Origin of the sequence: Curtobacterium sp. MCLR17_058 (genome assembly GCF_003234705.2) — a bacterium.
GTDB lineage: Bacteria > Actinomycetota > Actinomycetes > Actinomycetales > Microbacteriaceae > Curtobacterium > Curtobacterium flaccumfaciens.
The window spans coordinates 1605951-1632598 of sequence record NZ_CP126262.1; the positions used below are offsets into that span (position 1 = coordinate 1605951).

23 protein-coding genes and 2 tRNA genes are annotated in these 26648 nt (G+C 70.6%); 22 read left to right on the forward strand and 3 right to left on the reverse strand.

Annotation, left to right across the window (positions count from 1 at the left end):
• Window positions 1-44 precede the first annotated feature (44 nt).
• The 3 genes from DEJ11_RS07575 to DEJ11_RS07585 all read left to right on the forward strand — a co-directional run bounded on the left by DEJ11_RS07575 (window position 45) and on the right by DEJ11_RS07585 (window position 2553).
• Complete coding sequence (locus DEJ11_RS07575; protein WP_071405363.1) at window positions 45-1430, forward strand: glycine--tRNA ligase; 1386 nt, start codon at window positions 45-47, stop codon at window positions 1428-1430.
• A 128-nt stretch (window positions 1431-1558) separates the two neighbouring features.
• Window positions 1559-2293 carry a DsbA family oxidoreductase gene (locus tag DEJ11_RS07580; protein WP_111023153.1) on the forward strand — a complete coding sequence of 245 codons (735 nt, stop codon included), beginning with the start codon at window positions 1559-1561 and terminating at the stop codon, window positions 2291-2293.
• A 5-nt stretch (window positions 2294-2298) separates the two neighbouring features.
• Window positions 2299-2553: a hypothetical protein gene (locus tag DEJ11_RS07585; protein ID WP_139196618.1), complete on the forward strand. Its 255-nt coding sequence runs from the start codon at window positions 2299-2301 to the stop codon at window positions 2551-2553.
• Window positions 2554-2561: 8 nt separating this feature from the next.
• Here DEJ11_RS07585 and DEJ11_RS07590 read toward each other — a convergent pair whose 3' ends face one another.
• Window positions 2562-3047, reverse strand: a complete 486-nt coding sequence (locus DEJ11_RS07590; RefSeq protein ID WP_111103558.1) for an aminoacyl-tRNA deacylase — start codon at window positions 3045-3047, stop codon at window positions 2562-2564.
• Window positions 3048-3094: 47 nt separating this feature from the next.
• On the opposite strand from DEJ11_RS07590, the gene dusB reads away from it, so the two are divergent.
• The 12 genes from dusB (at window position 3095) to DEJ11_RS07650 (ending at window position 18780) form a co-directional block, all read left to right on the forward strand.
• On the forward strand, window positions 3095-4261 hold the full coding sequence (dusB, locus tag DEJ11_RS07595; RefSeq protein ID WP_110860455.1) for a tRNA dihydrouridine synthase DusB: 1167 nt from the start codon (window positions 3095-3097) through the stop codon (window positions 4259-4261).
• Window positions 4258-5553, forward strand: coding sequence for a deoxyguanosinetriphosphate triphosphohydrolase (locus DEJ11_RS07600; protein WP_110864660.1), 1296 nt, complete (start codon window positions 4258-4260; stop codon window positions 5551-5553). Before dusB ends, DEJ11_RS07600 begins: the two co-directional genes overlap by 4 nt.
• 40 nt (window positions 5554-5593) lie before the next feature.
• Complete coding sequence (gene dnaG, locus DEJ11_RS07605; RefSeq protein ID WP_111103559.1) at window positions 5594-7513, forward strand: DNA primase; 1920 nt, start codon at window positions 5594-5596, stop codon at window positions 7511-7513.
• 1126 nt (window positions 7514-8639) lie between these two features.
• On the forward strand, window positions 8640-10256 hold the full coding sequence (locus tag DEJ11_RS07610) for an ABC transporter substrate-binding protein (protein ID WP_111093200.1): 1617 nt from the start codon (window positions 8640-8642) through the stop codon (window positions 10254-10256).
• 84 nt (window positions 10257-10340) lie between these two features.
• Window positions 10341-11450 carry an ABC transporter permease gene (locus DEJ11_RS07615; RefSeq protein WP_372439454.1) on the forward strand — a complete coding sequence of 370 codons (1110 nt, stop codon included), beginning with the start codon at window positions 10341-10343 and terminating at the stop codon, window positions 11448-11450.
• A gap of 2 nt (window positions 11451-11452) precedes the next feature.
• The gene (locus tag DEJ11_RS07620) at window positions 11453-12487 is read left to right on the forward strand and encodes an ABC transporter permease (RefSeq protein WP_111103987.1); all 1035 of its coding nucleotides are present in this window, start codon (window positions 11453-11455) and stop codon (window positions 12485-12487) included.
• A complete protein-coding gene (locus tag DEJ11_RS07625) occupies window positions 12484-14181 on the forward strand; it encodes an ABC transporter ATP-binding protein (RefSeq protein ID WP_111103985.1) in 1698 nt (565 codons plus the stop codon). Before DEJ11_RS07620 ends, DEJ11_RS07625 begins: the two co-directional genes overlap by 4 nt.
• A gap of 148 nt (window positions 14182-14329) precedes the next feature.
• Window positions 14330-15259: an ATP-binding cassette domain-containing protein gene (locus DEJ11_RS07630; protein WP_071405352.1), complete on the forward strand. Its 930-nt coding sequence runs from the start codon at window positions 14330-14332 to the stop codon at window positions 15257-15259.
• Window positions 15256-16266: a D-isomer specific 2-hydroxyacid dehydrogenase family protein gene (locus tag DEJ11_RS07635; RefSeq protein ID WP_258375442.1), complete on the forward strand. Its 1011-nt coding sequence runs from the start codon at window positions 15256-15258 to the stop codon at window positions 16264-16266. The genes DEJ11_RS07630 and DEJ11_RS07635 overlap by 4 nt, the downstream gene beginning before the upstream one ends.
• 115 nt (window positions 16267-16381) lie before the next feature.
• Window positions 16382-16454, forward strand: a tRNA-Asn gene (locus DEJ11_RS07640).
• A gap of 86 nt (window positions 16455-16540) precedes the next feature.
• Window positions 16541-18073, forward strand: coding sequence for a hypothetical protein (locus tag DEJ11_RS07645; protein WP_111089183.1), 1533 nt, complete (start codon window positions 16541-16543; stop codon window positions 18071-18073).
• Between the two features lie 23 nt (window positions 18074-18096).
• Window positions 18097-18780: a pentapeptide repeat-containing protein gene (locus DEJ11_RS07650; protein WP_284176691.1), complete on the forward strand. Its 684-nt coding sequence runs from the start codon at window positions 18097-18099 to the stop codon at window positions 18778-18780.
• Window positions 18781-18793: 13 nt separating this feature from the next.
• On the opposite strand, the gene DEJ11_RS07655 is transcribed toward DEJ11_RS07650, so the two are convergent.
• The gene (locus tag DEJ11_RS07655; RefSeq protein WP_111103981.1) at window positions 18794-20296 is read right to left on the reverse strand and encodes an ArnT family glycosyltransferase; all 1503 of its coding nucleotides are present in this window, start codon (window positions 20294-20296) and stop codon (window positions 18794-18796) included.
• A gap of 52 nt (window positions 20297-20348) precedes the next feature.
• Between DEJ11_RS07655 and DEJ11_RS07660 the strand changes: the two genes are divergently transcribed.
• A complete protein-coding gene (locus tag DEJ11_RS07660) occupies window positions 20349-20837 on the forward strand; it encodes a hypothetical protein (protein ID WP_111103979.1) in 489 nt (162 codons plus the stop codon).
• Window positions 20838-20907: 70 nt separating this feature from the next.
• Here the strand turns inward: DEJ11_RS07660 and def are convergent, their stop codons facing one another.
• Entirely contained in the window at window positions 20908-21483 is a 576-nt protein-coding gene (gene def, locus DEJ11_RS07665; protein WP_071405349.1) for a peptide deformylase, read from the reverse strand.
• Between the two features lie 39 nt (window positions 21484-21522).
• Between def and DEJ11_RS07670 the strand changes: the two genes are divergently transcribed.
• The 6 genes from DEJ11_RS07670 (at window position 21523) to DEJ11_RS07695 (ending at window position 26528) form a co-directional block, all read left to right on the forward strand.
• Window positions 21523-22437, forward strand: a complete 915-nt coding sequence (locus tag DEJ11_RS07670) for a DMT family transporter (protein ID WP_171907811.1) — start codon at window positions 21523-21525, stop codon at window positions 22435-22437.
• Between the two features lie 158 nt (window positions 22438-22595).
• Window positions 22596-23807, forward strand: a complete 1212-nt coding sequence (locus DEJ11_RS07675; protein WP_111046959.1) for a glycosyltransferase — start codon at window positions 22596-22598, stop codon at window positions 23805-23807.
• Between the two features lie 13 nt (window positions 23808-23820).
• Window positions 23821-23895: transfer RNA gene (locus DEJ11_RS07680), tRNA-Ile, on the forward strand.
• Window positions 23896-23992: 97 nt separating this feature from the next.
• The gene (locus DEJ11_RS07685) at window positions 23993-25027 is read left to right on the forward strand and encodes an AI-2E family transporter (RefSeq protein ID WP_309147174.1); all 1035 of its coding nucleotides are present in this window, start codon (window positions 23993-23995) and stop codon (window positions 25025-25027) included.
• The gene (locus tag DEJ11_RS07690) at window positions 25024-25869 is read left to right on the forward strand and encodes a DUF1684 domain-containing protein (protein ID WP_111103977.1); all 846 of its coding nucleotides are present in this window, start codon (window positions 25024-25026) and stop codon (window positions 25867-25869) included. The genes DEJ11_RS07685 and DEJ11_RS07690 overlap by 4 nt, the downstream gene beginning before the upstream one ends.
• A 158-nt stretch (window positions 25870-26027) precedes the next feature.
• A complete protein-coding gene (locus DEJ11_RS07695) occupies window positions 26028-26528 on the forward strand; it encodes a DUF3145 domain-containing protein (protein WP_027465337.1) in 501 nt (166 codons plus the stop codon).
• The last annotated feature ends 120 nt before the right edge of the window (window positions 26529-26648 follow it).

The following is a 26648-nucleotide window of genomic DNA, read 5'->3' on the forward strand; positions in this document are numbered from 1 at the left end:
GTTTCCGCACCGAGCACCCAGCTCGGCGACCTCTGGAGCACCCTTTGGCACAGCCCTCCCGTCTCGACAGCGTCATCGCCCTGGCCAAGCGCCGCGGCTTCGTCTTCCAGTCGGGTGAGATCTACGGAGGCTCCCGCTCCGCATGGGACTACGGGCCCCTCGGCGTGGAGCTCAAGGAGAACATCAAGCGCCAGTGGTGGCAGCGGTTCGTCCGCGGTCGCGGGGACATGGTCGGCCTCGACTCCGCGGTGATCCTGCCCCGCAAGGTGTGGGAGGCCTCCGGCCACGTCGCGACCTTCACCGACCCGCTGGTGGAGTGCCTGCACTGCCACCACCGGTTCCGCGAGGACCACCTGATCGAGGCGTTCGTCGCCAAGAAGGGCCGCGACCCCGAAGGCCGCATGGCCGAGATCGCCTGCCCGAACTGCGGCACCCGCGGCGAGTGGACCGAGCCCCGCGAGTTCTCCGGGATGCTCAAGACCTACCTCGGCCCGGTCGAGTCGGAAGAGGGCCTGAACTTCCTGCGCCCCGAGACCGCCCAGGGCATCTTCGTCGACTTCGCGCAGGTCGTCACGACGAGCCGCATGAAGCCCCCGTTCGGCATCGGCCAGGTCGGCAAGGCGTTCCGCAACGAGATCACGCCCGGCAACTTCATCTTCCGCACGCGCGAGTTCGAGCAGATGGAGATCGAGTACTTCGTGCCGCCGGCTTCGGCGCAGGAGCACTACGAGCAGTGGATCGCCGACTCGGTCGCGTTCTACACCGACCTCGGCATCGACCCCGAGAACCTGCGTCGCTTCGACGTGCCGGACGGCGAGCGGGCGCACTACTCCGACGCCACCGCCGACATCGAGTACCGCTTCGGCTTCACCGGCTCGGAGTGGGGGGAGCTGATGGGCGTCGCGAACCGCACCGACTTCGACCTGAACAACCACATCGAGGCGTCCGGCCAGGACCTCCGGTTCTTCGACCAGGCCGCCAACGAGAAGTACGTGCCGTACGTCATCGAGCCGTCGTTCGGTCTGACCCGTGCACTCATGGCGTTCCTGCTCGACTCGTACCACGAGGACGAGGCGCCGAACGCGAAGGGCGGCGTCGACAAGCGCACCGTCCTGCGCCTCGACCCGCGCCTGGCCCCGGTGAAGGCCGCCGTCCTGCCGCTGTCGCGCAACGAGCAGCTCTCGCCCGTCGCCCGCGGCCTGGCCGACGACCTGCGCAAGAACTGGAACGTGGACTTCGACGACGCCGGTGCCATCGGCCGTCGCTACCGTCGCCACGACGAGATCGGCACGCCGTTCTGCATCACGGTCGACTTCGACACGCTCGAGGACAAGGCCGTCACGGTGCGCGAGCGCGACACCATGAGCCAGGAGCGCGTCTCGCTCGACCAGCTGCAGGGGTACCTGGCGCAGCGGTTGCTCGGCGCGTAGGGGTTTCGGTTCCGCAAGACACCGGTGTTCGTGCGTTGCACACCCGCAATCGGGTGTTCGACCTGCGAACACCGGTGTTCTGCTGCCAGCGACGGGAATGCGCGCCGCACGAGCGCGTTGGGGTCAGCATGAACGACTCCGTGAAGGTCGATGTCTGGTCGGACATCGCCTGCCCCTGGTGCTACATCGGCAAGCGCAAGTTCGAGGCCGGCGTCGCCGCGTTCGGCGCCTCGAGCGAAGGCCGCCCCGTCGAGGTCGAGTACCACTCCTTCGAGCTGAGCCCGGACACCCCCGTCGACTTCGAGGGGACCGAGGCCGAGTTCCTCTCGGGCCACAAGGGCATGCCCGTCGACCAGGCGCAGCAGATGCTCGACCAGGTCACCGCCATCGCCGCGGGCGTCGGCCTGGAGTACGACTTCGAGGCCATGCACCACACCAACACCGTGAAGGCCCACCAGGTCATCCACCTCGCCAAGCAGCACGGCAAGCAGCTCGAGATGGTCGAGCGTCTGTTCACCGCCTACTTCGAGCGCGGCGAGCACGTCGGACAGGAGTCCTCGCTCGCCGACCTGGCGGCGGAGATCGGTCTCGACCGCGACGAGGTCCTCAGCACCCTGCGCGACGACGCCCAGCTCGCTGCGGTCCGCGCCGACCAGGCCCAGGCCCAGGCGTACGGGATCAACGGCGTGCCGTTCTTCGTGATCGACGGCAAGTACGGCGTCTCCGGCGCCCAGGACCCCACGGCGTTCGAGCAGGTGCTCCGCCAGGTGGTCGCGCTCCGCGAGACCACGCCGGAGGAGGTCGCCTCGGCGGCCGAGCGCGCTGCGGACGACGCGAGCGCGGACGTGGCGGTGACCCGATGACGGACATGACCATCAGCGACCAGGGCGCGGTGCGCCTCCAGGCCGTGACGTCGGTGCCGTCCGTACCGGACGCGCTCACGGGGCTGCCGGGCGTGCGCGGCTTCTCCGCCGCTTCCGGCGTTCCCGGCCTGGAGGCCCGTCCCGCGTTGCTGACGCTCGTCACGCCCGGCGGTGCGCCGGTCTGCGAGGGCGATGCGTGCCTGATCGACGCCGGCTCGTTCGCCGGGGCCGAGGGCGACTGGTCCGAGGTGCCGGACTGACGGCTGCGTCAGTCGCGCTGCGGTTCCTCGTCGGTGATGTCGGCGACGGTCGCGCCGTAGGCGGCGACGAGCGCGTCGGCGTCGACGAAGGCGCTCGCCCCGTGCCGGCCCGCACCCAGGGCGACGCGGCGGCCGACGATGCGTTCGTCGGCGTACACCGGCAGGTCGCCCGTGGCACCGATCGGCGTGATGGTGCCGTGCTCGTAGCCGGACGCCCCGAGCGCGGTGGCGGCGTCGGGCATAGAGAGCTTGTTGACGCCGACGACCGTGCGGAGCTTCTTCCAGGCGATGCTGCGGCCGCCAGGCACCAGGGCGAGCAGGAACCCGCCGTCGTGGCGCTTCACCACCAGGGTCTTGACGATGTCGCCGGGCTCGATGCCGAGCAGTTCGGCGGCCTCGTGCAGGGAGTCCGCGGCCGGGCGTTCGACCACCTCGACCGGCAGGCCACGGGCCTGGACGTCGGCGTCGAACCGGGAGCTGGCGTCGGTCGTCATGTGGAGAACGCTACCGGCGCGCACCGACGTGGGAAGATGGGACAGGTATGACGATCACACAAGCACCCGCCTCGCGAGTCGGCGGCCCCCTGCGCATCGGCCCGATCGAGGTCGACGTGCCGGTCGTGCTCGCGCCGATGGCCGGGATCACGAACATGGCGTACCGCCGGCTGTGCCGCGAGTACGGCGCCGGGCTCTACGTGTGCGAGATGATCACCTCGCGGGCGCTGGTCGAACGGACCCCCGTGTCGATGCAGCTCATCCAGCACCACGAGTCCGAGACCCCGCGGTCGATCCAGCTGTACGGCGTCGAGCCGAACACCGTGGCCGAGGCGGCGTCGATCCTGGTGGGCGAGGACCGCGCCGACCACATCGACCTGAACTTCGGGTGCCCGGTGCCCAAGGTCACCCGCAAGGGCGGCGGCGCGGCCCTGCCCTGGAAGCTCGACCTGTTCCGCGAACTCGTCACCAAGACCGTGCGCGCCGCCGGTGACGTCCCCGTCACGGTGAAGATGCGCAAGGGCATCGACGAGGACCACCTGACCTACCTCGACGCCGCCCGCATCGCGCGCGACGCCGGTGTCGCCGCCGTGTCGCTGCACGCCCGCACCGCGAACGAGCACTACTCCGGGCACGCCGACTGGTCCGCGATCGCCACCCTGAAGGAGACCGTCACCGACATCCCGATCCTCGGCAACGGCGACATCTGGTCGGCCGCCGACGCGCTCCGGATGATCGACGAGACCGGCGCTGACGGCGTGGTCGTCGGGCGTGGCTGCCTCGGCCGCCCGTGGCTGTTCGGCGACCTGGCCGCGGCGTTCCGCGGCGAGGGGCTGCGGTACATGCCGTCCCTGGGCGAGGTCGCCGACGGGTTCCGTCGGCACGCCGAGCTGCTCGTCGAGTTCTTCGGCGACGAGGAGCACGCGTGCCGCGACATCCGCAAGCACGTGGCCTGGTACTTCAAGGGGTACCCGATCGGCAGCGACGTCCGGGCCGGCCTGGCGATGGCGTCGAGCCTGCAGGAGATCGACGACTTCCTCGGCCAGCTCGACCACGACGCGCCCTACCCGGGTGCCGACGCCGAGGGGCCGCGCGGTCGTGCCGGACACCCGAAGCGCACCGCCCTGCCCGACCGCTGGCTCGAGAGCCGCGACGTCGACTCCGAGTTCCGCAAGGTCCTGGCCGCCGCCGAGCTGCACCACAGCGGCGGATGAGCGCCACCGCTTCGTACGGCCCGGCGGACGCGGAGCGCTGGCTCCCCGAGGAGCACGGCAACCGCCGCTCGGACTTCGCCCGTGACCGCGCCCGACTGCTGCACTCCAGTGCGCTCCGGCGCCTGGCCGCCAAGACCCAGGTGCTCAGCCCGACCGCGGGGCTCGACTTCGCCCGCAACCGGCTGACGCACTCGCTCGAGGTCGCGCAGGTCGGCCGCGAGCTCGCCGACTCGCTCGGACTCGACCCCGACGTGGTCGACACCGCGTGCCTGGCGCACGACATCGGGCACCCGCCGTTCGGGCACAACGGCGAGACCGCGGTGAACGCCTGGGCGACCGGCATCGGTGGCTTCGAGGGCAACGCGCAGACGCTCCGGTTGCTGACGCGGCTCGAGCCGAAGGTCTACGGCGTCCGGCCCGGCGCCGACGTCGACCGTCCGTTCGGGCTCAACCTGACCCGTGCGTCGTTGGACGCCAGCTGCAAGTACCCGTGGCCCGCTGCGCAGGGGGTGTCGGAGTCGTCGTCCGGGCGCACCAAGTTCGGCTTCTACGACGACGACCACGACGCCTTCGAGTGGCTCCGCGCCGGCGCCCCGCGTCGCCAGCGGTGCATCGAGGCGCAGGTGATGGACCTCGCCGACGACATCGCGTACTCGGTGCACGACTTCGAGGACGCCGTCGTCGCCGGGTTCATCGACGTCGCGGCCCTGGGCGACCGCGTCGGTGAGAACGACATCGTGACCGCCATGCACGCGTGGGTCGGCGACGACCTGAGCCGCGACGAGCTGCTCGAGGCGTTCGACCGCCTGCGTGCGCTGCCGCTCTGGATGACCGCGTACGACGGCTCCCGCCGTGACGCCGCACGCCTCAAGAACCTGACGTCGCAGCTGATCGGACGCTTCGCGCGCACCGCCACGACGGCCACCCGCGAGTCCTACGCCTCGGGATCGCTCGTGCGGTTCGCCGCGTCGGTCGTCACCCCGCCCGAGATCATCGGCGAGATCGCGGTGCTCAAGGGCATCGTCGCGGCCTTCGTGATGACCCAGGGCGACCGTCAGCCCGTGTACGAGGACCAGCGCCGCGTGCTCACCGAACTGCTCGACGCGCTGGCGGCGACCGGTGCGTCCGACCTCGAGCCGGGCTTCGCCGCCGACTGGCACGCCGCGGACGACGACGCCGGCCGACTGCGCGCCGTCGTCGACCAGGTCGCGAGCCTGACCGACCAGGGCGCACTCGCCTGGCACCGACGTCTGGTGGTGGGTGACCGTGACCCGGTCCACATCGCCGTCTGACCGGTCCGCCGACGTCGGTCCCACGAACTAGGATCGAGGGGTGGCTGGCAGGATCGCGCGGAACGACATCGACGAGGTCCGCTCGCGTGTCAACATCGCCGACGTCGTGGGCGACTATGTCACGCTGAAGCACGCGGGCGTCGGGTCGATGAAGGGCCTGTGCCCCTTCCACGACGAGCGCTCCCCGTCGTTCCACGTCCGGCCCCAGGTCGGCCGCTACCACTGCTTCGGCTGCGGCGAGGACGGCGACGTCTTCAGCTTCATCATGGCGCAGGACCACACCACCTTCGCCGAGGCCGTCGAGCGCATGGCCGCGAAGATCGGCTTCACCCTGCACTACGAAGAGGGCGACGGGCCGCGCACCGACTACAACACCCGTGCCCGGCTGATCGCCGCGAACGAAGCCGCGCTCGAGTACTTCACCGCGCAGCTCACCACGGCCGCCGCCGACCCCGCCCGCCGGTTCCTGGGGGAGCGCGGGTTCGACCCCTCGGCTGCCCAGCACTTCGGCGTCGGCTTCGCGCCGAAGTCCTACGACATGCTCAAGGACCACCTGCGCGGGCGTGGCTTCACGATGGAAGAACTCGTGTCCGCCGGTCTCGTCAGCCAGGGTGACCGCTCGCCGTACGACCGGTTCCGCGGGCGCCTGATGTGGCCGATCCGCGACGTCACCGGGGCCACCATCGGCTTCGGGGCGCGTCGTCTGCTCGAGGACGACAAGGGTCCCAAGTACCTCAACACGCCCGAGACCCCGATCTACCACAAGAGCCAGGTGCTCTACGGGCTCGACCTGGCCCGCCGCGACATCTCGAAGCAGAAGCAGGTCGTCATCGTCGAGGGCTACACCGACGTGATGGCGTGTCACGTCGCGGGCGTCACGACCGCGGTCGCCACCTGTGGCACGTCGTTCGGCGTCGACCACATCAAGGTGCTCCGCCCGATGCTCGGCGACCTGGCTGGCGCCGACCCGAACGCCAACGGTGAGGTCGTGTTCACGTTCGACCCCGACGAGGCCGGGCAGCGTGCCGCCTCTCGTGCCTTCGCGGAGGAACAGCGCTTCGCGGCGCAGACCTACGTCGCCGTGGCACCCGGCGGGCTCGACCCGTGCGACCTCCGGCTCGCCCGCGGCGACGACGCCATCCGCCGCCTGGTCACGAACAAGCGCCCGATGTTCGAGTTCATGATCCGCCGCACGCTCGACGGCCACGACCTCGAGACCGTCGAGGGGCGCGTCGGTGCCCTGCGTGCGGCCGCGCCCGTGCTCGCCGGCATCCGCGACCGCTCGCTGACGCAGGGCTACGTCCGCGAACTCGCCGGCTGGCTGGGCATGGAGATCCCCGAGGTCCGTCGGCCGGTCGAGACGGCCAGGCGCCGTGCGGGCTCTGCCGGGCAGGACGACCGGTCCGGAGGCGCCGGGCGCGACGGCCGCAACGGGAACGGCACCGACGGGGCCGACACCCCCGACGAGCCCGTCGCCGGCATCCGCTCGCTGCCGAACGACCCGATCAGCCGCATGGAGCGCGACGCCGTGATGGCGATGGTGCAGCAGCCCACGTCCGTCGGCGCACCGATGCTCGGGCTCGCCGCGTCGGCCACGTTCTCGACGCCGATGCTCGCCGCGGTGCGGGACGCCGTGGTCGCCAACGTCGACGTCATCGGTGCGGGGGACTGGCTCGACCGGCTGCTCGCCGACGTGCCGGCGCCGCTGCGAACCCTGACGCACGAACTCGCCCTCGCACCCATCCCCGCGCGCAACGCGGAGGACCTGGCGGCCTACTGCCGGAGCATCGTCGTGGCCCTGGTCGAGCGCGACCTGCTCGCCCGCAAGGCCTCGTTGCTCGGGCAGCTGCAGCGCGCCGACCCGCACGAGCAGGCCGAGCGTCGCGCGGAGATCCAGCGGCAGCTCGTCGACATCGACGGGCAGCGGATGCGGTTGCGCGCCGACGCGGAGGCGTCCTAGGGCTCTTCGCGCGGCTGGTGCCGGGCGTGCGCGAGGTCGCCCCGGTCGGCCCCGGTCGCACGACGCGCCGCGTGCGTGTCACCGAGGTCGCGCGAACTGTCGTGCGGCGGAGCTGCGAGCGGCAGTTCGTGCGACCTCGGCGGTCCGTGAGTGGTCAGGACGTGCCGCGTGTGGGGCGTCGAGTGGTCGCAGATCGTCGGTTGGCCGGGGTCCGGCCGACGAGACGTGACCGCGCGTGGTGGGGCGAGCGGTGGGTCGTGACCGGTCGGCGGGGTAAGGCGCGGGGCGGACGCCGGGCGGGCCTCCAGGCCAGGGGAGCGAGGTCGCACGACGCGCCGCGTGCGTGTCACCGAGGTCGCGCGAACTGTCGTGCGGCGGAGCTGCGAGCGGCAGTTCGTGCGACCTCGGCGGTCCGTGAGTGGTCAGGACGTGCCGCGTGTGGGGCGTCGAGTGGTCGCAGATCGTCGGTTGGCAGGGGTCCGGCCGACGAGACGTGACCGCGCGGGGTGGGGCGGGCGGTGAGTCGTGACCAGTCGGCGGGGGCGCGAGGCGGGGCGGACGCGGGGTGGGCCTCCAGGCGGGGGGCGAGGTCGCACGACGCGCCGCGTGCGCTTCGCCGAGGTCGCACGAACTGTCGTGCGGCAGGCCCGCGAGCGGCAGTTGGTGCGACCTCGGGGGTGCGTGAGTGGTCGGGACCTGCCGCGTGTGGGGCCTCGAGTGGTCGCGGATCGTCGGTTGGCATGGGTCTGTCCGACGGGACGTGACCGCGCGGGGTGGGGCGGGCGGTGAGTCGTGACCAGTCGGCGGGGGCGAGGGGGCGCGGCGGACGCGGGGTGGGGCTCCCGGCAGGGCGGGCGAGATCGCACGAACCGTCGCTCGACAGGCGCTCTTGAGTGCCAGACCGCCTCGGTTGCACCACGCAACTTTCGTGCGTGACGCGCCGCTCGATTCCGGCGGAATCATGCATCACGCGGCGGGCCCGTGCATTACAGCGGTGTAAACAAATCGCCCCCGGTTCGTTCTGTTCCGTGACAGGGTGATACCAATGAGCGTTCCTGGCCGGGCACACAGACGTTCCACCCTCCGGCTCAGGACTCTTGCAATCATGACCAGAGAGGCAGCGGACATGGCATCCGTGACCAAGTGGGGCAAGCGCGGCATCGCGCTCGGCGCCGGTGCAGCAGCGACGGCGCTGGTGCTGACCGGCTGCGCGAGCAGCAGCGTGAGTGACACCGAACTGAACGGCCTGAGCATCGGGACGACGGACAAGATCACGTCCCTCGACCCGGCCGGTTCCTACGACAACGGCTCCTTCGCCGTGCAGAACCAGGTGTTCCCGTTCCTGATGAACACGCCCGTGGGGAGCCCGGACGTCGAGCCGGACATCGCCACGAAGGCGGAGTTCACGAACCCGACCACCTACGAGGTCACCCTCAAGGACGGGCTCGAGTTCGCGAACGGCAACAAGCTCACGTCGAGCGACGTGAAGTTCTCGTTCGACCGCGAGCTGAAGATCAACAACGAGAACGGTCCGCAGTCGCTGCTGGCCAACCTCAAGAGCATCGACACCCCGGACGACACCACCGTGGTGTTCAACCTCGACCACGCCGACCAGACCTGGCCGCAGGTGCTCTCGAGCCCCGCGGGTCCGATCGTCGACGAGGACGTCTTCAGCGCGACGAAGCTCACCAGCGCCGACGACATCGTCAAGGGCAAGGCGTTCGCCGGGCAGTACCAGATCAGCTCGTACAAGGAGAACGACACGATCCAGTACAAGACGAACCCGAAGTACGACGGCCTCCTCGGCAAGGCGAAGACCGACGAGGTCACCGCCAGCTACTACACCAAGGAGACCGACCTCAAGCTCGCCGTGCAGAAGGGCGACGTCGACGTGGCGTACCGCTCCCTGACGCCGACCGACATCTCGGACCTGCGCAAGGACGACTCCCTCAAGGTCACCGACGGCCCCGGCGGCGAGATCCGCTACGTGGTCTTCAACTTCAAGACGCAGCCGTTCGGCACCGGGCAGGACGACGCCGACGAGGCGAAGGCCCTGGCCGTGCGTCAGGCCGCGGCCGACGTGGTCGACCGCGCCCAGCTCGCGAAGGAGGTCTACAACGACACCTTCACCCCGCTGTACTCGATGGTGCCGGACGGCCTGACCGGCGCGGTCCAGCCGTTCAAGGAGATGTACGGCGACGGCGACGGCGGCGCGGACGTGTCCAAGGCGAAGAAGACGCTGTCGGACGCCGGCGTCACGGGCAAGGTGCAGCTCGACATCCAGTACGCGCCCGACCACTACGGTTCGGCCTCGGACGACGAGTACGCCCTGCTCAAGCAGCAGCTCGAGGACTCCGGTCTGTTCACCGTCAACATCCAGTCGACGGTCTACACGACCTACGCGCAGGAGCGCACCAAGGACGCCTACCCCGTGTACCAGCTCGGCTGGTTCCCGGACTTCTCCGACGCCGACAACTACCTGTCGCCGTTCTTCACCAAGGAGAACTTCGTCCAGAACCACTACGACGACCCGGAGATCCAGGACCTCATCGCGAAGGAGCAGGCCGAGTCCGACCCGGACAAGCGTGCTGACCTGATCGAGCAGGCCCAGGAGCGCGAGGCCACCCAGATCTCGACGCTGCCGCTGCTGCAGGGCAAGTCCGTCGCGGTCGCCGGCAAGGACGTCAAGGGCCTGACCCTCGACGCCTCGTTCAAGTTCCGGTACGCCACCCTGAGCAAGTAGCACCAAGCCCCACGTGCAGGCCGCGGGCGTTCCCACGAGGAGCGCCCGCGTGCCTGTGCAACGGCGACGAAAGGCACACACCCCGTGACCCTCAGCACTCCCGAGGCGACGCAGGACGTGAACGGCACCGATCCCACCAAGCCACAGGCACAACGCAGTGCCAAGAACAGTGGCGGCGGACTCGGCCGGTACATCCTCGTCAGGTTCCTCCTCATCATCCCGACCGTCTTCATCCTGGTGACGCTCGTGTTCTTCCTGATGCGCGTCATCGGGAACCCGATCACCGCGTCGGTCGGCGGTCGACTCACGCCGAGCCAGCTGCAGGAACGCCTGCACGCCGCCGGGTACGACCGGCCGGTGCTCGTGCAGTACTTCGAGTACCTCGGCAACATCCTGCGCGGCGACTTCGGCACCTCGTCGACGGACAACCGTCCGATCACCGACATCATCGTCACGTACGGCGGTGCGACCGCGGAGCTCGTGTTCTACGCGCTCATCGTCGCGCTGGTGCTCGGCATCCCCCTCGGCATGCTCGCCGCGTACACGCGTGACAAGTGGCCGGACGTGCTGCTCCGCGCGCTGGCGATCCTGACCTACGCCACGCCGGTGTTCTTCGGCGGCCTGCTGCTCAAGCTCGTCTTCTCGGTGTGGCTCGGCTGGCTGCCCCTCGGCGACCGGGCCTCGACCCGGGTGTCGCTCATCCTCGACGGCATCCCCGGCGCGAGCGGCATCTACATCATCGACGCGCTCCGCACCGGCAACGCCCAGGTCATCGGCGACGTGCTCCAGCACGCCGTCCTGCCCGCGCTGACGCTCGGCCTGCTCACCGCCGGCATCTTCCTGCGCCTGGTGCGCGCGAACATGATCGGGTCGCTCGGCTCCGAGTACGTCGACGCCGCCCGGTCCCGCGGTGTGCGCGAGTCGCGGTTGGTGCGCACCCACGCGTTCCGTCCGGCCCTCGTGCCGATCATCACCGTGATGGGGCTGCAGATCGCGATGCTCCTGGGCGGCTCGGTGCTCACCGAGACGACCTTCGGGTGGCGCGGTCTGGGCTTCGAGCTCAACCAGTACCTGTCGGCCCGTGACTTCGTCGCGGTGCAGGGCATCGTCGCGATGCTGGCGGTGATCGTCGCGGTGACCAACTTCATCGTCGACGTCGTCGCCGCCCTGATCGACCCGAGAGTGAGGTTCTGACGATGGCCGACACCACCCTCGTCGACCGCCACGAGCCGCTCTGGAAGCGGCTCCCCGTGGTGGTCCAGCTGCGCCGGAGCACCGGCTGGCAGCGCGCCATGCTCATCGTCGGCGTGGTCATCTGTGCCCTCTACCTGCTCGTCGCGGTGTTCGCCCCGCTCCTCGCCCCGTACGGCTTCGGCCAGCTGCAGGGCGCGGACGGGCAGAGCTTCCCGCGCACCGGCGCACCGAGTGCCGAGCACATCTGGGGCACGACGGTCGGCGGCTTCGACGTGTTCAGTCGCGTGCTCTACGGCGCCCGCACGGCCGTGCTCGTCGTCATCGTCGCCGTGATCGTCTCGATCATCGTCGGTGTCCTGCTCGGCATGGTCTCCGGGTACCTGGGCGGCTGGCTCGACCGCGTCCTGGTGGTCGTGGCCGACGCCATCTACGCGTTCCCGTCGCTGCTGCTCGCGATCATCGTGTCCATCGTCATCTCCGGCGGCAACTCGAGCTACTCGGGCGGCATCATCGCGGCGGCGATCTCGATCACCGTCGTGTACGTGCCGCAGTACTTCCGCGTGGTCCGTGCCGAGGCCGTCCGGCTGAAGAACGACGCGTTCGTCGAGTCGGCGCGCGTGATGGGCACGAACCCGTGGCGCATCATGACGCGGCACGTCCTGCGGAACTCGACCCGTTCGCTGCCGCTCATCCTGACGCTCAACGCGAGCGACGCGATCCTGACCCTGGCCGGCCTCGGCTTCCTCGGGTTCGGCATCGGTCCGACGTCCGGTGCCGAGTGGGGCTACGACCTGAGCCGCGCGCTCTCGGACGTCGCGAGCGGCGTCTGGTGGACCGGTGTCTACCCGGGTGTCGCGATCGTGGTGCTCGTGCTCGGCGTGACCTTCATCGGCGAGAGCCTGAACGACATCTCCGACCCCCGCCTGCGGGCACGCCGACGCCTGAAGCAGCTCGTGTCCACGAGAGAAACGCGCGACACGCGCGACGCCGAGGCACCGCGCACCGCCGGGAACGACACGGAAGGGACGGGCGCATGACCCCGACCACCCGCCTGCAACCGGGCGACACCACCACCGAGCCGGTCGTCGTCGTCGACGACCTGACCGTCACCTTCGCGACCGACGGCGGCGCCGTCGACGCGGTCAAGGGCGTCAGCCTCGACGTCCGCCCCGGCGAGGTCCTCGCCCTGGTCGGCGAGTCCGGCTCGGGCAAGTCCGTCACGGCCCGCAGCATGCTGCGGCTCATGCCGGAGACGGCGACACTCGGCGGCGCGGTGCTGCTCGACGGCACCGACGTGGTGTCGGTCGGCTCGCAGAAGCTCCGCGAGCTCCGCGGGACCGCCGGCGCGATGGTGTTCCAGGAGCCGTCGACCGCGCTCAACCCGGTCTTCACCGTCGGGTGGCAGATCGCCGAGGGGCTCCGTGCCCACGGCGGCGTGTCCAAGAAGGAGGCACGGGCGAAGGCCATCGACTACCTCGGTCGCGTCGGCATCCCCGACCCCGAGACCCGCGTCGACCACTACCCGCACCAGTTCTCCGGTGGGCAGAAGCAGCGCGTGGTCATCGCGAGCGCACTGTCCCTCGAGCCGAGCGTCATCATCGCGGACGAACCGACGACGGCGCTCGACGTGACGGTGCAGGCCGAGATCCTCGACCTGCTGCGCCGCTGCCGCGACGAGTTCGGCACCGCGATCGTCGTCATCACGCACAACATGGGCGTGGTCGCCGACCTGGCCGACCGCGTCGCCGTGATGTACCAGGGCGAGATCGTCGAAGAGGCCACGGCGACGGCACTGTTCGCGACGCCGCAGGCCGACTACACCAAGCGGCTGCTCGCGGCGGTGCCCCGGCTCGAGGCGTCCACCGGGGTGGCCCGGCGCGCTGCGATCTCCGAGGACGTCACCCCGCTGGTGGAGGCGAAGGGGCTCGAGATCGAGTACCCCGGGCGGCTCGGTTCGCCGGCGTTCAAGGCGGTCAAGGGCGTCGACCTGGCGATCCGTCCGGGCGAGGTCCTCGGTCTGGTGGGGGAGTCCGGCTCGGGCAAGACCACCATCGGCCGGGCCATGGCGGGGCTGACGAAGGTCACCGGCGGCTCGCTCACGGTCCTCGGCGCCGAGATGCTCGGGTACCGCGAACGTGACTTCAAGCACCTGCGCAAGGACATCGGGTTCGTTTTCCAGGACCCGGCGACCTCGTTCAACCCGCTGCTGACGATCGCCGAGTGCGTCGCCGAGCCGCTGGTCGTGCACAAGGAGGTCTCGAGCCCCCGTGCCGCGCGCAAGCGGGTGGACGAGCTGCTCGAGGCCGTGCAGCTGCCGGCCGCCTACGGCGACCGCTACCCGCACGAGCTCTCCGGCGGGCAGCGCCAGCGCGCATCGCTCGCCCGGTCGCTCGCGCTCCGGCCGAAGCTGCTCATCGCCGACGAGCCGACGAGTGCGCTGGACGTCTCCGTGCAGGCCCGCGTGCTCGAGCTCTTCCTCGAGCTCCAGCAGGACCTCGGCTTCGCCTCGCTGTTCATCAGCCACGACCTCGCGGTCGTCGGCGCGCTGTCCGACCGGATCGCGGTGCTGTACCGCGGCGACCTGGTCGAGACGGGCACGACGGCGCAGGTCCTCGGCGCGCCGCAGCACCCCTACACGCAGCGGCTCCTCGCGTCGCTGCCGGTGCCGGACCCAGCCGAGCAGGCGGAGCGACGGCGTACGCTGGAGCGACTGGAGAACGTCGGGTCCTGACCCGACGTGACCCGCCCTGGAGGCCCGCCCAGCGTCGTCGACGCACGCCGGGCCTCCAGGGCGGTCGTCTCCACTGCTGCACGCACGACGGACCTGCCAGGGCGGCCCGTCGCGAACCGCCGCCAGGGGGCGGCGTGGAAGGGGACCCATGATCGCGGTCAACGGACCGGCGGTCGTCGCGGACGACGTGTCGATCGAGTACCGGGGCGGACGCGGGGGCGAGTCCATCCGGGCCGTCGACGGCGTGAGCCTCACGGTCCGGCAGGGGGAGATCCTCGCCCTGCTCGGTGAGTCGGGATCGGGCAAGTCGACCTTCGCCGCCGCCATCGCCGGCCAGCTCGGATCCCACGGCGAGGGCGAGGGCGCCCTCCGTCGGCACATCGTCGGCGGCGAGCTGACCGTGCTCGGCCAGAAGACCCGGGGCCTCCGTCCCTCGTCGCGCAAGCTCGAACGGCTGAGCGGCCGGATCGGGTACCTGCCGCAGGACGGCGCCGACCGGCTCAGCCCGGACCTGACCGTCGGCGAGGCCGTCGCCGAACCGATCTACGCCCGCGACCGCCGGTTCGACCGGCGCGAGGCCGGGCTCATCGTGGCCCGGCTGCTCGACGCGGTGCACCTGCCGCTCGGGGCGATGCGCCTGAACACGTGGGAGCTGTCGAGCGGTCAGCGCCAGCGTGTCGCCCTGGCGAAGGCGCTCGTGCTCGAGCCCCAGCTCCTGGTCGCGGACGAACCAGCGCGCGGCGTCGACGTGCTCGTGCGGCAGTCCGTGCTCGAGGCCCTGGCGACCCTGCAGCGCGGCCGGCAGTTCTCCGCCGTCGTCGTGTCCAGCGACCTGCGCGAGGCCCGCGCCCTCGCCGACCGCGTCGCCGTGATGGCCGATGCCCGGCTCGTCGGGCTCGGCACCTTCGACGAGGTCCTCGACAACCCCGTCGACCCCTACGTCAAGACTCTCGCCTCGACCGCGGCCCGCGGCGTGAAGCGCCGTCCGGCACCGACCGCGGCCCGCCGTTCTTCGGCGCCGCGCCGTCCGCTCGCCGCCGGCACCGGCCCGCGCACCGACCGTCAGGAGAACGCGTGAGCGCCACAACCCAGGGCCCCCGCGGCCACCGCGCCGTCGTCCCCACGTCGGGTGCACCGCTGCCGATCGACGCCCCGCAGCCCGGGCCGGTCGCCGTGCTGCCGGAACCGACGGACCTGCACGTGGACGCCGTGACCGAGGCCGGCGGCACCGTCGCGCCGCTCGACGCCGACACTCGCGGGGTCGTCTGGCTCGACCCCCGCGACCCGGCCGGACTCGCCGACGCGCTGTCGTCGGCACCGGGGGTCGGCTGGGTGCAGCTGCCGTTCGCCGGCGTCGACGCCTTCGCGCACCTGATCCAGGAGCACGGCGACCGCGTGCTGTTCACCTCGGCCAAGGGCGCCTACGCGGAGCCGGTCGCCGAGCACGCGCTCTCGTTGACCCTCGGCACGCTCCGGGTCCTGCAGAAGCGCGCTCGTGCGTCGTCGTGGGCGACTGAGCCCGAGGGTGTCTCGCTGTACGGGCGGAACGTCGTCGTGATCGGTGCCGGCGGGATCGCCCTCGAGTACCTCCGGCTGCTCGCCCCGTTCGACGTCGATGTCACCGTCGTGCGCCGCTCGCCCGAGCCCGTGCCGGGAGCCGCGCGGACCGTCACCACCGACGAGCTCGACCGGGTCCTGCCCGACGCCGACGTCGTGATGATCGCAGCGGCGATGACCTCGGGCACCGCGAAGCTCTTCGGTGAGCAGCAGTTCCGGATCATGAAGCCGTCCGCCCGGCTCGTGAACATCGCCCGCGGCGGACTCGTGGACACCGACGCACTGGTCGCCGCCCTGCGCGCGGGGGAGATCGCCGCGGTCGGCCTCGACGTCACCGACCCCGAGCCGCTGCCCGACGGGCACCCGCTCTGGTCGGAGCCCGGCGCGGTCATCACCCCGCACCAGGCGGACACCCCGGAGATGGTCGCACCGCTGCTCGCCGAGCGCGTCCGGCTCAACGCCGCGGCGTTCCTCGGGGGCGACGGCGAGGGCTTCGTCGGCGTCGTCGACCCGGTCGCCGGGTACTGACACGGGGGCCTCGGGGCGCGGCGCGCCCGGGCGGCGTGTCCGATGCGGTGGAGGGCCTCGGCGTCCTGCTATGCTGTTACCCGTTGTTCGCATGTCATTCGCCAGCGGACAGTGATCCTCGATAGCTCAATTGGCAGAGCAGCCGGCTGTTAACCGGCAGGTTGTTGGTTCGAGTCCAACTCGGGGAGCGACAGGTCCTCATCCCTTCGGGGTGGGGATCTTTTGCGTTGCTGTCGTCGTGCGCGTTCGGTGCTCCCTGTACGATCGTTCCGTCATGACGAACACTCGGGAGTCCCGCCGCGGACGTTCGGAGCGAACGGAGCGGCGGTCCGTCGTGCAGGCGGTGGACGTCGCACTGTCGTCACGAGCGTCGTTCGTGGTGGTGCTGACGGTCTTCGTCGTCATGGGGTTCGCCTTCGCCGGGTGGTTCCACGTCCACGTGGCCGCGGCCCCGGACGAGCGAGGGCACGTCTGGAACATCCTGCTCTACGCCGAGCGCCCCGTGCTCGCGGGCCCCTACCTGCAGCAGGTCGACCCGTCGCAGCTCTGGATGGGCGAGCTCGTCCGGTCGCCGCTGTACCTGTACCACTACCTGATGTCGTTCCCCGCGCGCGGAGCACTCGCGATCGGGCTCGACTACGAGCAAGTCGTCTTCGTTCTCCGTGCCGTGGACGTGCTGTGGGCAGCTTCGGGGCTCATCGCGCTCCGGTCGCTGTTCCAGCACGCTCGCGTCCCCGCGTCGATCGGGCTGCTCGCGATCGTGGCGACGGCGTTCACGGGGCGGTTCACCTGGCAGGCCGCGTCGGTGAGCTACGACGCCCCGGCCATGGCAGCGCTCTTCGTGTTCGCCGCCGTCGCGGTCCGTTTCGTCCGCGGTGGGGGACTGCGCACGCTGGCCTGGATGGCCGTCGCGGCGCTATTCGCCCTCCTGATGAAGTACTCGCAGGCGCCGTTCGTGCTCGCGGGAGGGTTCTTCGCCATCCTGCTGCGGTACCGCGCCGCCGGCTGGTCGTGGTTGCGGCACCCGGTGCAGCGAACCGTCGGGGGACTCCGCGCGCGACCCGGACAGTCGATCGTGCTGCTCGTGATCGGCGGTGTGCTGACCGCTCTCGCGATCGAGCGCTTCGGTCTGAACCTGTTGCAGTTCCACGCGGTGAACCCCGCCTGTACTGCCCTGCACAGTCGTGCCGATTGCATGGACTACGCGATCTTCCGCCGGAACTACGCCGCTTCCCGCGCCCACGACCTGGCCGAGGTGAACGGAACGCTGCCGGCATTCGCGCCGCTGTCCTTCCTGTGGTCATGGGTGACGATCTACTTCCAGTCACTGTTCTTCTTCTGGGGCGCCTCGTTCCCGTGGCGTCCGAACCCGTCGGTCGTCGTGTTCGGAGCCTCGAGCGCCGTCGTCGGCATCGGGATCGCGCTGACGCAGGCCCGACGGATCCTGCACGATGCGGCGCTCACCTGGTGCGCCGCGGTCGCGGCGACCTACACGTTCGCCGTCCTCTGCTTCAACGCCGCCACGATGGTCAACTTGGGGGAGTCGTACGCATTCTCCGGTCGCTACCTGTTGCCAGCGATGCCGTTGGCCGTGGTCGTCGTCCTGGTCGGTGTCCGGACGTGGCTCCGACGTCTCCGACCGCGAACGCGTTCCGTCGCGACGGCCGTGGTCGGCGTGGTGCTCGCCGCGCTCTTCGTGTTGTACAACCCGCTGAGCGCGTTCTTCCCCTACGCACACTCCGCCGCGTGGTACTCCGATTGGGGGCTCGACGTCCTGCCGAGATGGCTGACCGGGGTCGAGTCGTGAGCGCGTCCCGTCGCGCCCGTGGGGTGAGCGTCGGAGTCGCCTCAGTTGCCTTCGTCGTGGTGATCGGTGTCGCAGCCTTCCTCAGGCCGGGCGACGACGGGGGTACGAGTCACGATGTCGACGGTTGTGCGGTGGTGTCCGAGCCGGGGCCGGCCACGGCGACGGCGTGCCCCGGAGCCGACCTGTCATCGGTCGATCTCTCGACGGCCGACCTCCGGCTCGCAGACCTGCGTGGTGCTGACCTCCGTGACGCAGACCTCTCCGAGACCGTGTTCTTCGGAGCCGACCTGCGCTCGACCGACCTGCGCGGCGCGGACCTCCGGGAGGCTGATCTGCACGCCGCCGATCTGCGCGGTGCTGATCTGCGCGGAGCCCGGCTCGCGGACGCTGATCTCTCCTCCGCCCGGATCGACGGTGCAGACGTCTCCGGTGCCGACCTGTCGGGCGCTCGGATCGAGCAGATGAGCGTCCGGGGCACAGCACTGGAACCCGGAGCGCTCTCGGTCCGGAGCACCGACGGCACAGCAGTCCGCGTCGTGCTCCGACTGGAACTGCCACTCGGACTGACTTCTCCGAACTGCAGTGACCGTGTGGTCACCGCGCCGGTCGGCACGACGACCGTCCGGTGCCAGATCCGCACGGACGCACGACACGGCGGTCGTCTCGAGGCGCCGGTGGACGTCGTCGTCGCCGGACAGGACAGCTGAACCTCGATCGCGGTCAGCGAGCGTCGGGCTCGACCCTGAGCGTGCCGTCCCGGTTGTTGTCCTCGATGATGCCCTGTCGGGGCACGTAGACGTCGAGGTAGTCGAGCCGGAAGTGCTGGAGTTCTGCAGCGTGTTCGTCGAGGAACGTCCGGACCTGCTCGGGCATGGTCCGCCGGGTGTCCGAGCCGACGACGACGGCGTCGAACGGTCCGTTCTCAGGGCGCATGGAGCCACGGTCCCCGAAGTAGATGCGCCAGGTGTTGGCGCTGAACTGGCTGAAGAGGACGCCTTCGGAGTCGTGTCCGCGGACCTTCAGAGCATCCGAGAGCAGAGCGATCCCGCTCGGACGGGTCTGCACGACGGCGACGCCCAGCCGTGCGACGGGGATGAGCAGCGCGGCGACGAGCACTGCTGCCGTGATGCGTCCGAGGGGCGGCCGGACGGTCGCCAGTCGCCCGTACCCGATCGCCGCCAACGCGATGATGAACGGCATCCACGCGTCGTAGTAGTACGGCAGCGAGACGTTGGCGACGATGACGTAGAAGACGAGGAAGACACCGAGGGCGATGCCGAGGTACGCGACCAGGCGGTCCGGTCGGACGACGAGGGCGGCGACCACACCGATGGTCAGGACGGTGAGCAGCAACCAGCCCGTGCCGTCGGCGAGGAACGCGAAGTTCGCCCACCACGGTGCCGCCGGGTAGATCGTCCCGAGGATGGTCGTCGGGTGCCCGTGGGCGTTCTGCTGCGCCTGGAACCGGAGCATCTGCCCGATGGCCCCGAAGAGCCCGACCGGCAGGTAGACGACCACGAACACGACCACGAACGCGACGCCGCCGTACAGCGCACCGACCCCCAGGTCGCGCCACCGACGGAACAGCAGGGGGAGTGCTCCCACGGCGAGGACGAGCACTGCCGTCGACACCTTCGAGGTCACGGACAGTGCGAGCAGCGCACCCGCTGCGGCCACCCACCACCGGTTGCCGGTCCGCATCCAGCGCCAGGCCGCGGCGAGCGAGGCGACGGCGAAGAAGACCATGAGGGGTTCGAGCATCGCGAACCGGTCGATGCGGACACCGATGACCGACCCGGCTTCCGCCCAGGACGAGCCCGAGCCACGCGGCGTCAGCCACCACATCGCCGCCGCGGTCAGGCCGGTCCAGAAGCCGACCTCGCGTCGCAGCCAGAGGAACAGGACGACGCCCGTGCCGAGCATCGCGGTCGCAGCCACCAGCCTCGGTCCGAGCGGCCCCTGTCCCACCAGGAGCTGCGCCACGCCGTACACGTACTTCGCGAGCGGCGGGTGCTCGAGGTTGAGCGAGAAGTTCCCGTGCACGTAGGCCCAGCTCGCGCGGAGGTACACGAACTCGTCGTTCACGATGGTCGGACGGCCGAGGTGCCAGTAGGCGACGAACACAGCAGCCAGGGCGACGACCACGAGGGCCGTCGCACGGACGGGGCGGGAGTGCAGGCGGGGGATGAGGACCTCCAGGACAGGGCGATGCCGGACCATCATCGCAGGAGCCGCCGTACGGGTCGTCCGCAGCGCTTGCTGTTAGCGTTCACAGGTGCACCGTTCCCGTTCGCCTCGACTCACGCTCCTGGGCGTCGTCGTCGCCGTGACGGCGGTGCTCACCGGCTGCAGCAGCGTCGGCCCGGACACCGACGCGTCCGAGGACCCGACGAGCTCGGACACCGGCCTGGGCTCGGGCGCGTCGCCCGTGGTCTTCGCGTTCGTCTGCGCCGCCGACGGATCGGACAGCGAGACCTACACCACCTACTCGGCGGTGTGGGAGGCCGAGCGCGCCGACTGCTCGGCGAAGCGCCTGACCGGGTCGGTGCCGTCGAGCCAGCAGCAGGCCGCGGTGGCGGCGGCGCGCGGTGACGCGAACCTGGTCGAACTCGCGAGCACGTGCGCGGTCCGCGGCTCGGCGCCGTGGACGTCGGCGGTCGCCGACGCGCGCGGTGCGCACGTGGCCGCCGGGCTCCTGCGGTACTGCCCCGGGCACCCGGAGACCGACCGCCTGCGGGACGCACTGGCTGCCTACCGGGGCTGAGCCGGGCCTCCAGGCCGCCCGCCGGACCATCGACGGGCTGGACGACACCGGGTGCCGACGCCGACGGGCGTCAGCCCTCGGGGTGGTCGCGACCCGGCAACCAGGACTGGCCGGGGCCGCCCCAGCTGCTCTTGCGGATCGCCTTGGCGACCTGCTTGCCGTAGGGGTGCACCAGGCGGTCGGCGTAGAGCCAGCCGTCCAAGTGATCGTACTCGTGCTGGAAGATCCGGGCCAGCCAGCCGTGCGCCTCGACCTCGAACGGGGTGCCGTGCTCGTCGAAGGCCCGCAGCAGGGCGCCCTCGGAGCGGCGGAGCGGGAACCGCTCACCAGGGATCGACAGGCAGCCCTCGGACTCCTCGTCCTCGTCGAGCTCCTCGACGGATTCGGGCACCGGGGGCGTGATCCACAGGACGGGGTTCACGGCGGCGCCCCGGTGCAGGACGTCGTCGTCGTCGGTGTAGGAGTACACGAACAGGCGCTTGCCGACGCCCACCTGCGGTCCGGCCAGGCCGACGCCCGGTGCCAGGTCCATGGTCTCGAGCATGTCGGCGACGAGGGTGCGGAGGTCGTCATCGAACGCGGTGACCTCGGCTGCACGCTCGTGCAGGACGGGTTCGCCGGTGATGCGGATCGGGAGAACGGCCATTCACCCAGGTTATCCGGCGGGGGACGGTAGCCTCGACGCGTGACGACGGACCTCCAGCTGCCCGACGCCGTGAGCAACCTCACGCCGTTCCAGGCGCTGATGATCCCGGTGGCGCTGATCGGTGCGGTGTTCCTGTCGCTCGGGGCGCAGTTCCAGAGCCGCGGGGTCCAGCGGGTCGAGGCACGTCTCGGTCGGCAGTCGAAAGGGCTGAGCGTCCGGCACGTCGTCGGGCTCGTCTCGAGCGGCTACTGGGTGCTCGGCACGCTCATGCTCGGCATCGCGGTGGTGCTGCAGCTCATCAGCATCACGTTCGCGCCCCTGATCGTCGTGCAGCCCCTGGGTGCCGTCGCCCTCGTCATCACGACGTGGTTCTCGTCGCGGTCGTCCGGTGTGCCACTCGGTCGCCGTGCCCGGCGGGCCGTGTGGACGTGCATCATCGGTGTCGGCATCTTCGTCGGGATCGCGGCGTTCGTCGGGCACGAGAGCGCGATCACCCGTCAGCAGCTCGTCACCGTGCTGGTGATCCTCGCCGTCGTGCTGGTACTCGTGCTGGTGTCGTTCCGGTTGGTCGCCAAGCACCGCAGTGCGCTGTACTACATCGTCGGCGCGGGGGTGCTCTACGGGTTCGTGGCGACGCTGGCCAAGGTGGTGCTGAACCGGTTCGTGAACGGCACCTTCGACTGGTTGACCGTGCTCGCCATCGTCGGGGTGGTCGTGGCGGCGTCGCTCGGCGGGTACTTCGTGCAGAACGCGTACTCGAGCGGCTCGGCCGACCTCGTGATCGCGGGGCTGACGGTGATCGACCCGATCGTCGCGGTCGGCATCGGCGTGATCGTGCTCGGCGAGGCCTCGGGGGCGCCGTGGTTCGCGGTCGCGGGCTTCGTGGTGGCCGCGGGCATCGCCATCACCGGGGTGTTCCTGCTCGCCAAGCACCACCCGCAGACCCGGGCCTGACGCCGGCCGGCGCGGGCGACCGGCGCGCACGCGGCGGTGCACTCGCCGCGCACCCCGGGTGGTCGCCGCCCTCATCCGCGCGGCTGACGCGACCGTCGATCCGGGTGCGATAGCGTCACTGCCGACCAGCCATCGCCCACGAGAGGACGAACTCAGCCGTGTCAGGAGACGCCACCACCGCCACCGCCGGACCGACGGAAGCGACGGGCGGTCACCGGCCGTTGCGCGTGCTGATCGCAGCGGACACCTTCGCCCCCGACGTCAACGGCGCCGCCACCTTCGCCGAGCAGCTCGCCGTCGGCCTGGCCGAGCGCGGGCACGAGGTGCACGTCGTGGCCCCGGCCTCGAGCCGCCACTACGGCACCTTCGACGAGGAGCACCACGGCGTCACGCTCGTCGTGCACCGCCTGAAGTCCTACAAGTGGCCGCTGCACCCGTGGCTGCGCTTCGTGTGGCCGTGGAGCGTCCGGAAGTGGACCGGACCGATCCTCGACGCCGTCAAGCCCGACGTGCTGCACATCCAGTCGCACGTGGTCATCGGCCGCGGCATCGTGCACGAGGCGAACGACCGCGGCATCCGGGTCATCGCGACGAACCACTTCATGCCGGAGAACCTGCTCGAGTACACGCCGTTCGGCAAGTGGACGCTGCCCCTCGCGCTGAAGATCGCGTGGAGCGACGCCGCCAAGACCTACCGGCTGGCGGACACCATCACGACGCCGACGAACCTGGCCGCCGACTACCTGCGGAAGGCCATCGCCGGCCAGCAGGTCCTCGCGATCTCGTGCGGCATCGACGCGTCCCGGTACGTGGCGCGCGAGGGACGCCCGGTCAACAACGACATCGTCTTCGTGGGCCGTGTGGCCCCCGAGAAGAACCTCGACGTGCTCGTCCGCGCGGTGGCGCTGCTGCCCGCCGAGCTGTCCGCGACGCTGACCATCGTCGGCGACGGCGAGATGATCCCGAAGCTCACCGCGTTGGCGAAGGAGCTCGGGCTCGAGGACCGTGTGCGGTTCCTGGGCTTCGTCTCCGACGAGCGCAAGCAGGAGGCCCTGACCAACGCGACGGTGTTCGCGATGCCGTCCACGGCGGAACTGCAGAGCATCTCGTCGCTCGAGGGGATGGCCTCGGGGCTGCCGGTCGTCGCCGCCGACTCGATGGCGCTGCCGCACCTGATCGACGGCAACGGGTACCTGTTCACCCCGGGCGACGTGGACGACCTGGCGGCGAAGCTCACGACGGTGCTCACCGCGTCCGAGTCGGAGTACGTCGCGATGCGGGATCGCAGTCTGACGATGATCGAGGCACACGACATCAACCGCACGCTGTCGACGTTCGAGTCGCTGTATCGTGGTGAGCCGGTGGCCTGAGGGTCTCCGGCGAGGGGCGGTAGCCAAGCTGGTCAAGGCAGTCGGCTCATAACCGAACGATCCGCGGGTTCGAGTCCCGCCCGCCCTACGTGCACATGCCAAGGAAGCGCGACACGTCGCAGGACGACCACGCACCGACACCGAACGTCACTTTCGAGGTGACCCGTGGCGGTACCGGCGTGCGCGTGAACGCCTTCCGCCTCGGGTTCATGGGCGCCATCGGGGTGCTCGTCGCGCTGCTCGCCGGTGCGATCATCAACGAGCTGAGCACGGTGCTGGTCTACATCGGGGTCGCACTGTTCCTGGCGCTCGGCATCGACCCGCTCGTGTCGTTCCTGGAGCGCATCATCCCGCGCTGGTCGGCCATCACGATCGTCGTGGTCGCGGTGCTCGGGGCCTTCGCCGGCATCGTGTTCGCCGTGGTGCCGATCCTGGTGGAGCAGGCGTCGAACCTGATCCAGAACTTCCCCGACATCGTGCAGGACATCTCGCAGCAGCAGTGGGTGCAGGACCTGTCGAAGCAGTTCGCCGGGTCGTTCGACATCGACCACGCCCTGCAGTCGCTGCAGTCGTTCGTCGAGAAGCCGGGCAACCTGCTCAGCGTCGGCGGCGGGATCCTGGCGGTCGGCAGCGGCATCCTGTCCGGGGTCACCGGGGCGCTCATCGTCATCATCCTGATGCTCTACTTCCTCGCGTCGATGCGGGGCATGAAGCGTGCGACCTACCGGTTCGTGCCCGCGTCGCGCCGCCAGAACTTCATCGACGTGAGCGAGCAGATCACGCAGGCTGTCGGCCGCTACGTCGTCGGGCAGGTCTCGCAAGCACTGATCAACGGCATCCTGAGCTTCTTCTTCCTGCTCATCATCGGCGCGCCGCTGCCGGTGCTGCTCGCGTCGTTCGCGTTCCTCGGTTCGCTCATCCCGCTCGTCGGCACGCTCGCCGCCGCGATCGTCATCTCGCTGCTCTGCTTCTTCGCGTCGCCGGCGACCGCCCTCGCCGCTGCCATCTACTACCTCGTCTACATGCAGGTCGAGGCCTACCTGATCTCCCCGCGCATCATGTCGCGTGCGGTCCAGGTGCCCGGCGCGCTCGTGGTCATCGCGGCGGTCGCGGGCGGCACGATCGGCGGCGTGCTCGGCGCACTCGTGGCGCTGCCCGTCGCGGCGTCGGTCATCATCATCGTGCAGAAGGTCATCTACCCCCGCCAGGAGCAGGCGTGACGAGCGGCACCGGCGCACCGGACGACGCGGTCGTCGCCGCCTTCGCCGAGCACGTCCACGACCGTGACCGCTGGGCGCGCAGTGCCCGTGGACCGCTCGCCCTGGTGAACGCCCAGCACGTCGACCACCCGCAGCCGGTCTGGCCGGTCCCCGGGACGTGGGCCTCGGCCGTCGGCGGACTCACCGTGACGGCCGAGGCCGCCGACGGTGTCGTCGTCGACGGCGTCCCGGTCGACGGCACGGTCCTGGTGGCCGGCGACACCGCCGTCGTGCCGTCGTCCGTCGCGCTGCCGGACGGCTTCGCCGGCACCGTCAGCGGCGACACCCTGCGCGTCTGGGACCCGTCGTCCGAGGCGATCGCCCGGTTCGCGCAGATCGCCCGCTTCGCGTGGTCCGGCGACTGGGTGACGTCCGGCACGTACGTCCCGCTGGTGGGAGACGACCTGGAGGCCCGTGGCAGCGTCCGCGACGCCGCCGGCGACACCCTGCCGGTCGCCGGACACGTCGAGACCGTCGTGGGTGGTGCAACGGTGCGGTTCGTCGCCGTCCGGTCGGCTGCCCACCGCGGAGCCCCGCGGCTGCAGCTCATCGTGCAGGACGCCACGAGTGCCCTACCGGAGGACGACCCGGGCAGCACCTACTCAATGGGTCGGTTCCTGTACCTCGACGACCCCGGCACGGAGGCCACGGTCGAGCTCGACTGGAACCTGCTGGTCCTGCCGCCGTGCGCGTTCTCGTACCAGTACGCGTGCCCGATCCCACCGGAGGACAACCGCGTCCCGGTGCCGATCACGGCGGGGGAGCGACACCCGGTCGACGCGGACGGTGCCGTCCTGCACTGATCGGGGTCGGTTCCTTGCCGTTCCCAGCCGCAGCGCTGCATAATGGGCGTGTCCCGTCGGGACATCACAATCGCATACCGATGGTTCCGTGGCCCCTCGGGTCAGGATCCTCCGCACCAGGTCGATGGGGAAGTCGCACCTGACGTATCGGAGGAACCGTGAACGGAACGACGACAGGAGTGCTCTACGTGCACTCCTCACCCCGCGCGCTCTGCCCGCACGTCGAATGGGCAGCAGGTCGCGCGATGAACCGCGCCGTGAACTTCTCGTGGCTCGACCAGCCCGCACAGGACGGTGCGCGCCGGACCGAGTACACGTGGACCGGTGCGGTGGGCGCCGGTGCCGCGATCGCGTCGGCCCTGCGCGGGTGGGAACACCTGCGGTACGAGGTCACCGAGGAGCCGACGAGTGCCTCGGACGGCGGCCGCTGGATGCACACGCCCGACCTCGGGGTGTTCTACGCGCAGACCGACGTCACGGGCAACATGGTCATCCCCGAGGACCGGGTGCGCTACGCCATGGAGGTCGCGGGCAGCAACGCCCTCGAGCTGCACCGTGAGCTCCGGCTCGCCCTCGGGCAGGCCTGGGACGACGAGCTCGAGCCCTTCCGCCACGCGGCCGAGGGCAACCCGGTCGTCTGGCTGCACCGCGTCGGCTGACCCGACTCGCAACCGGCGTCTCGGGTGCGCCGGACGCTGACGTCGGGTGCGCAACACGCCGGCGTGCTGTCCTGACGCCGCCGAAGACTCGAGACGCCGCCGAATACGGCGGCGTCTCGT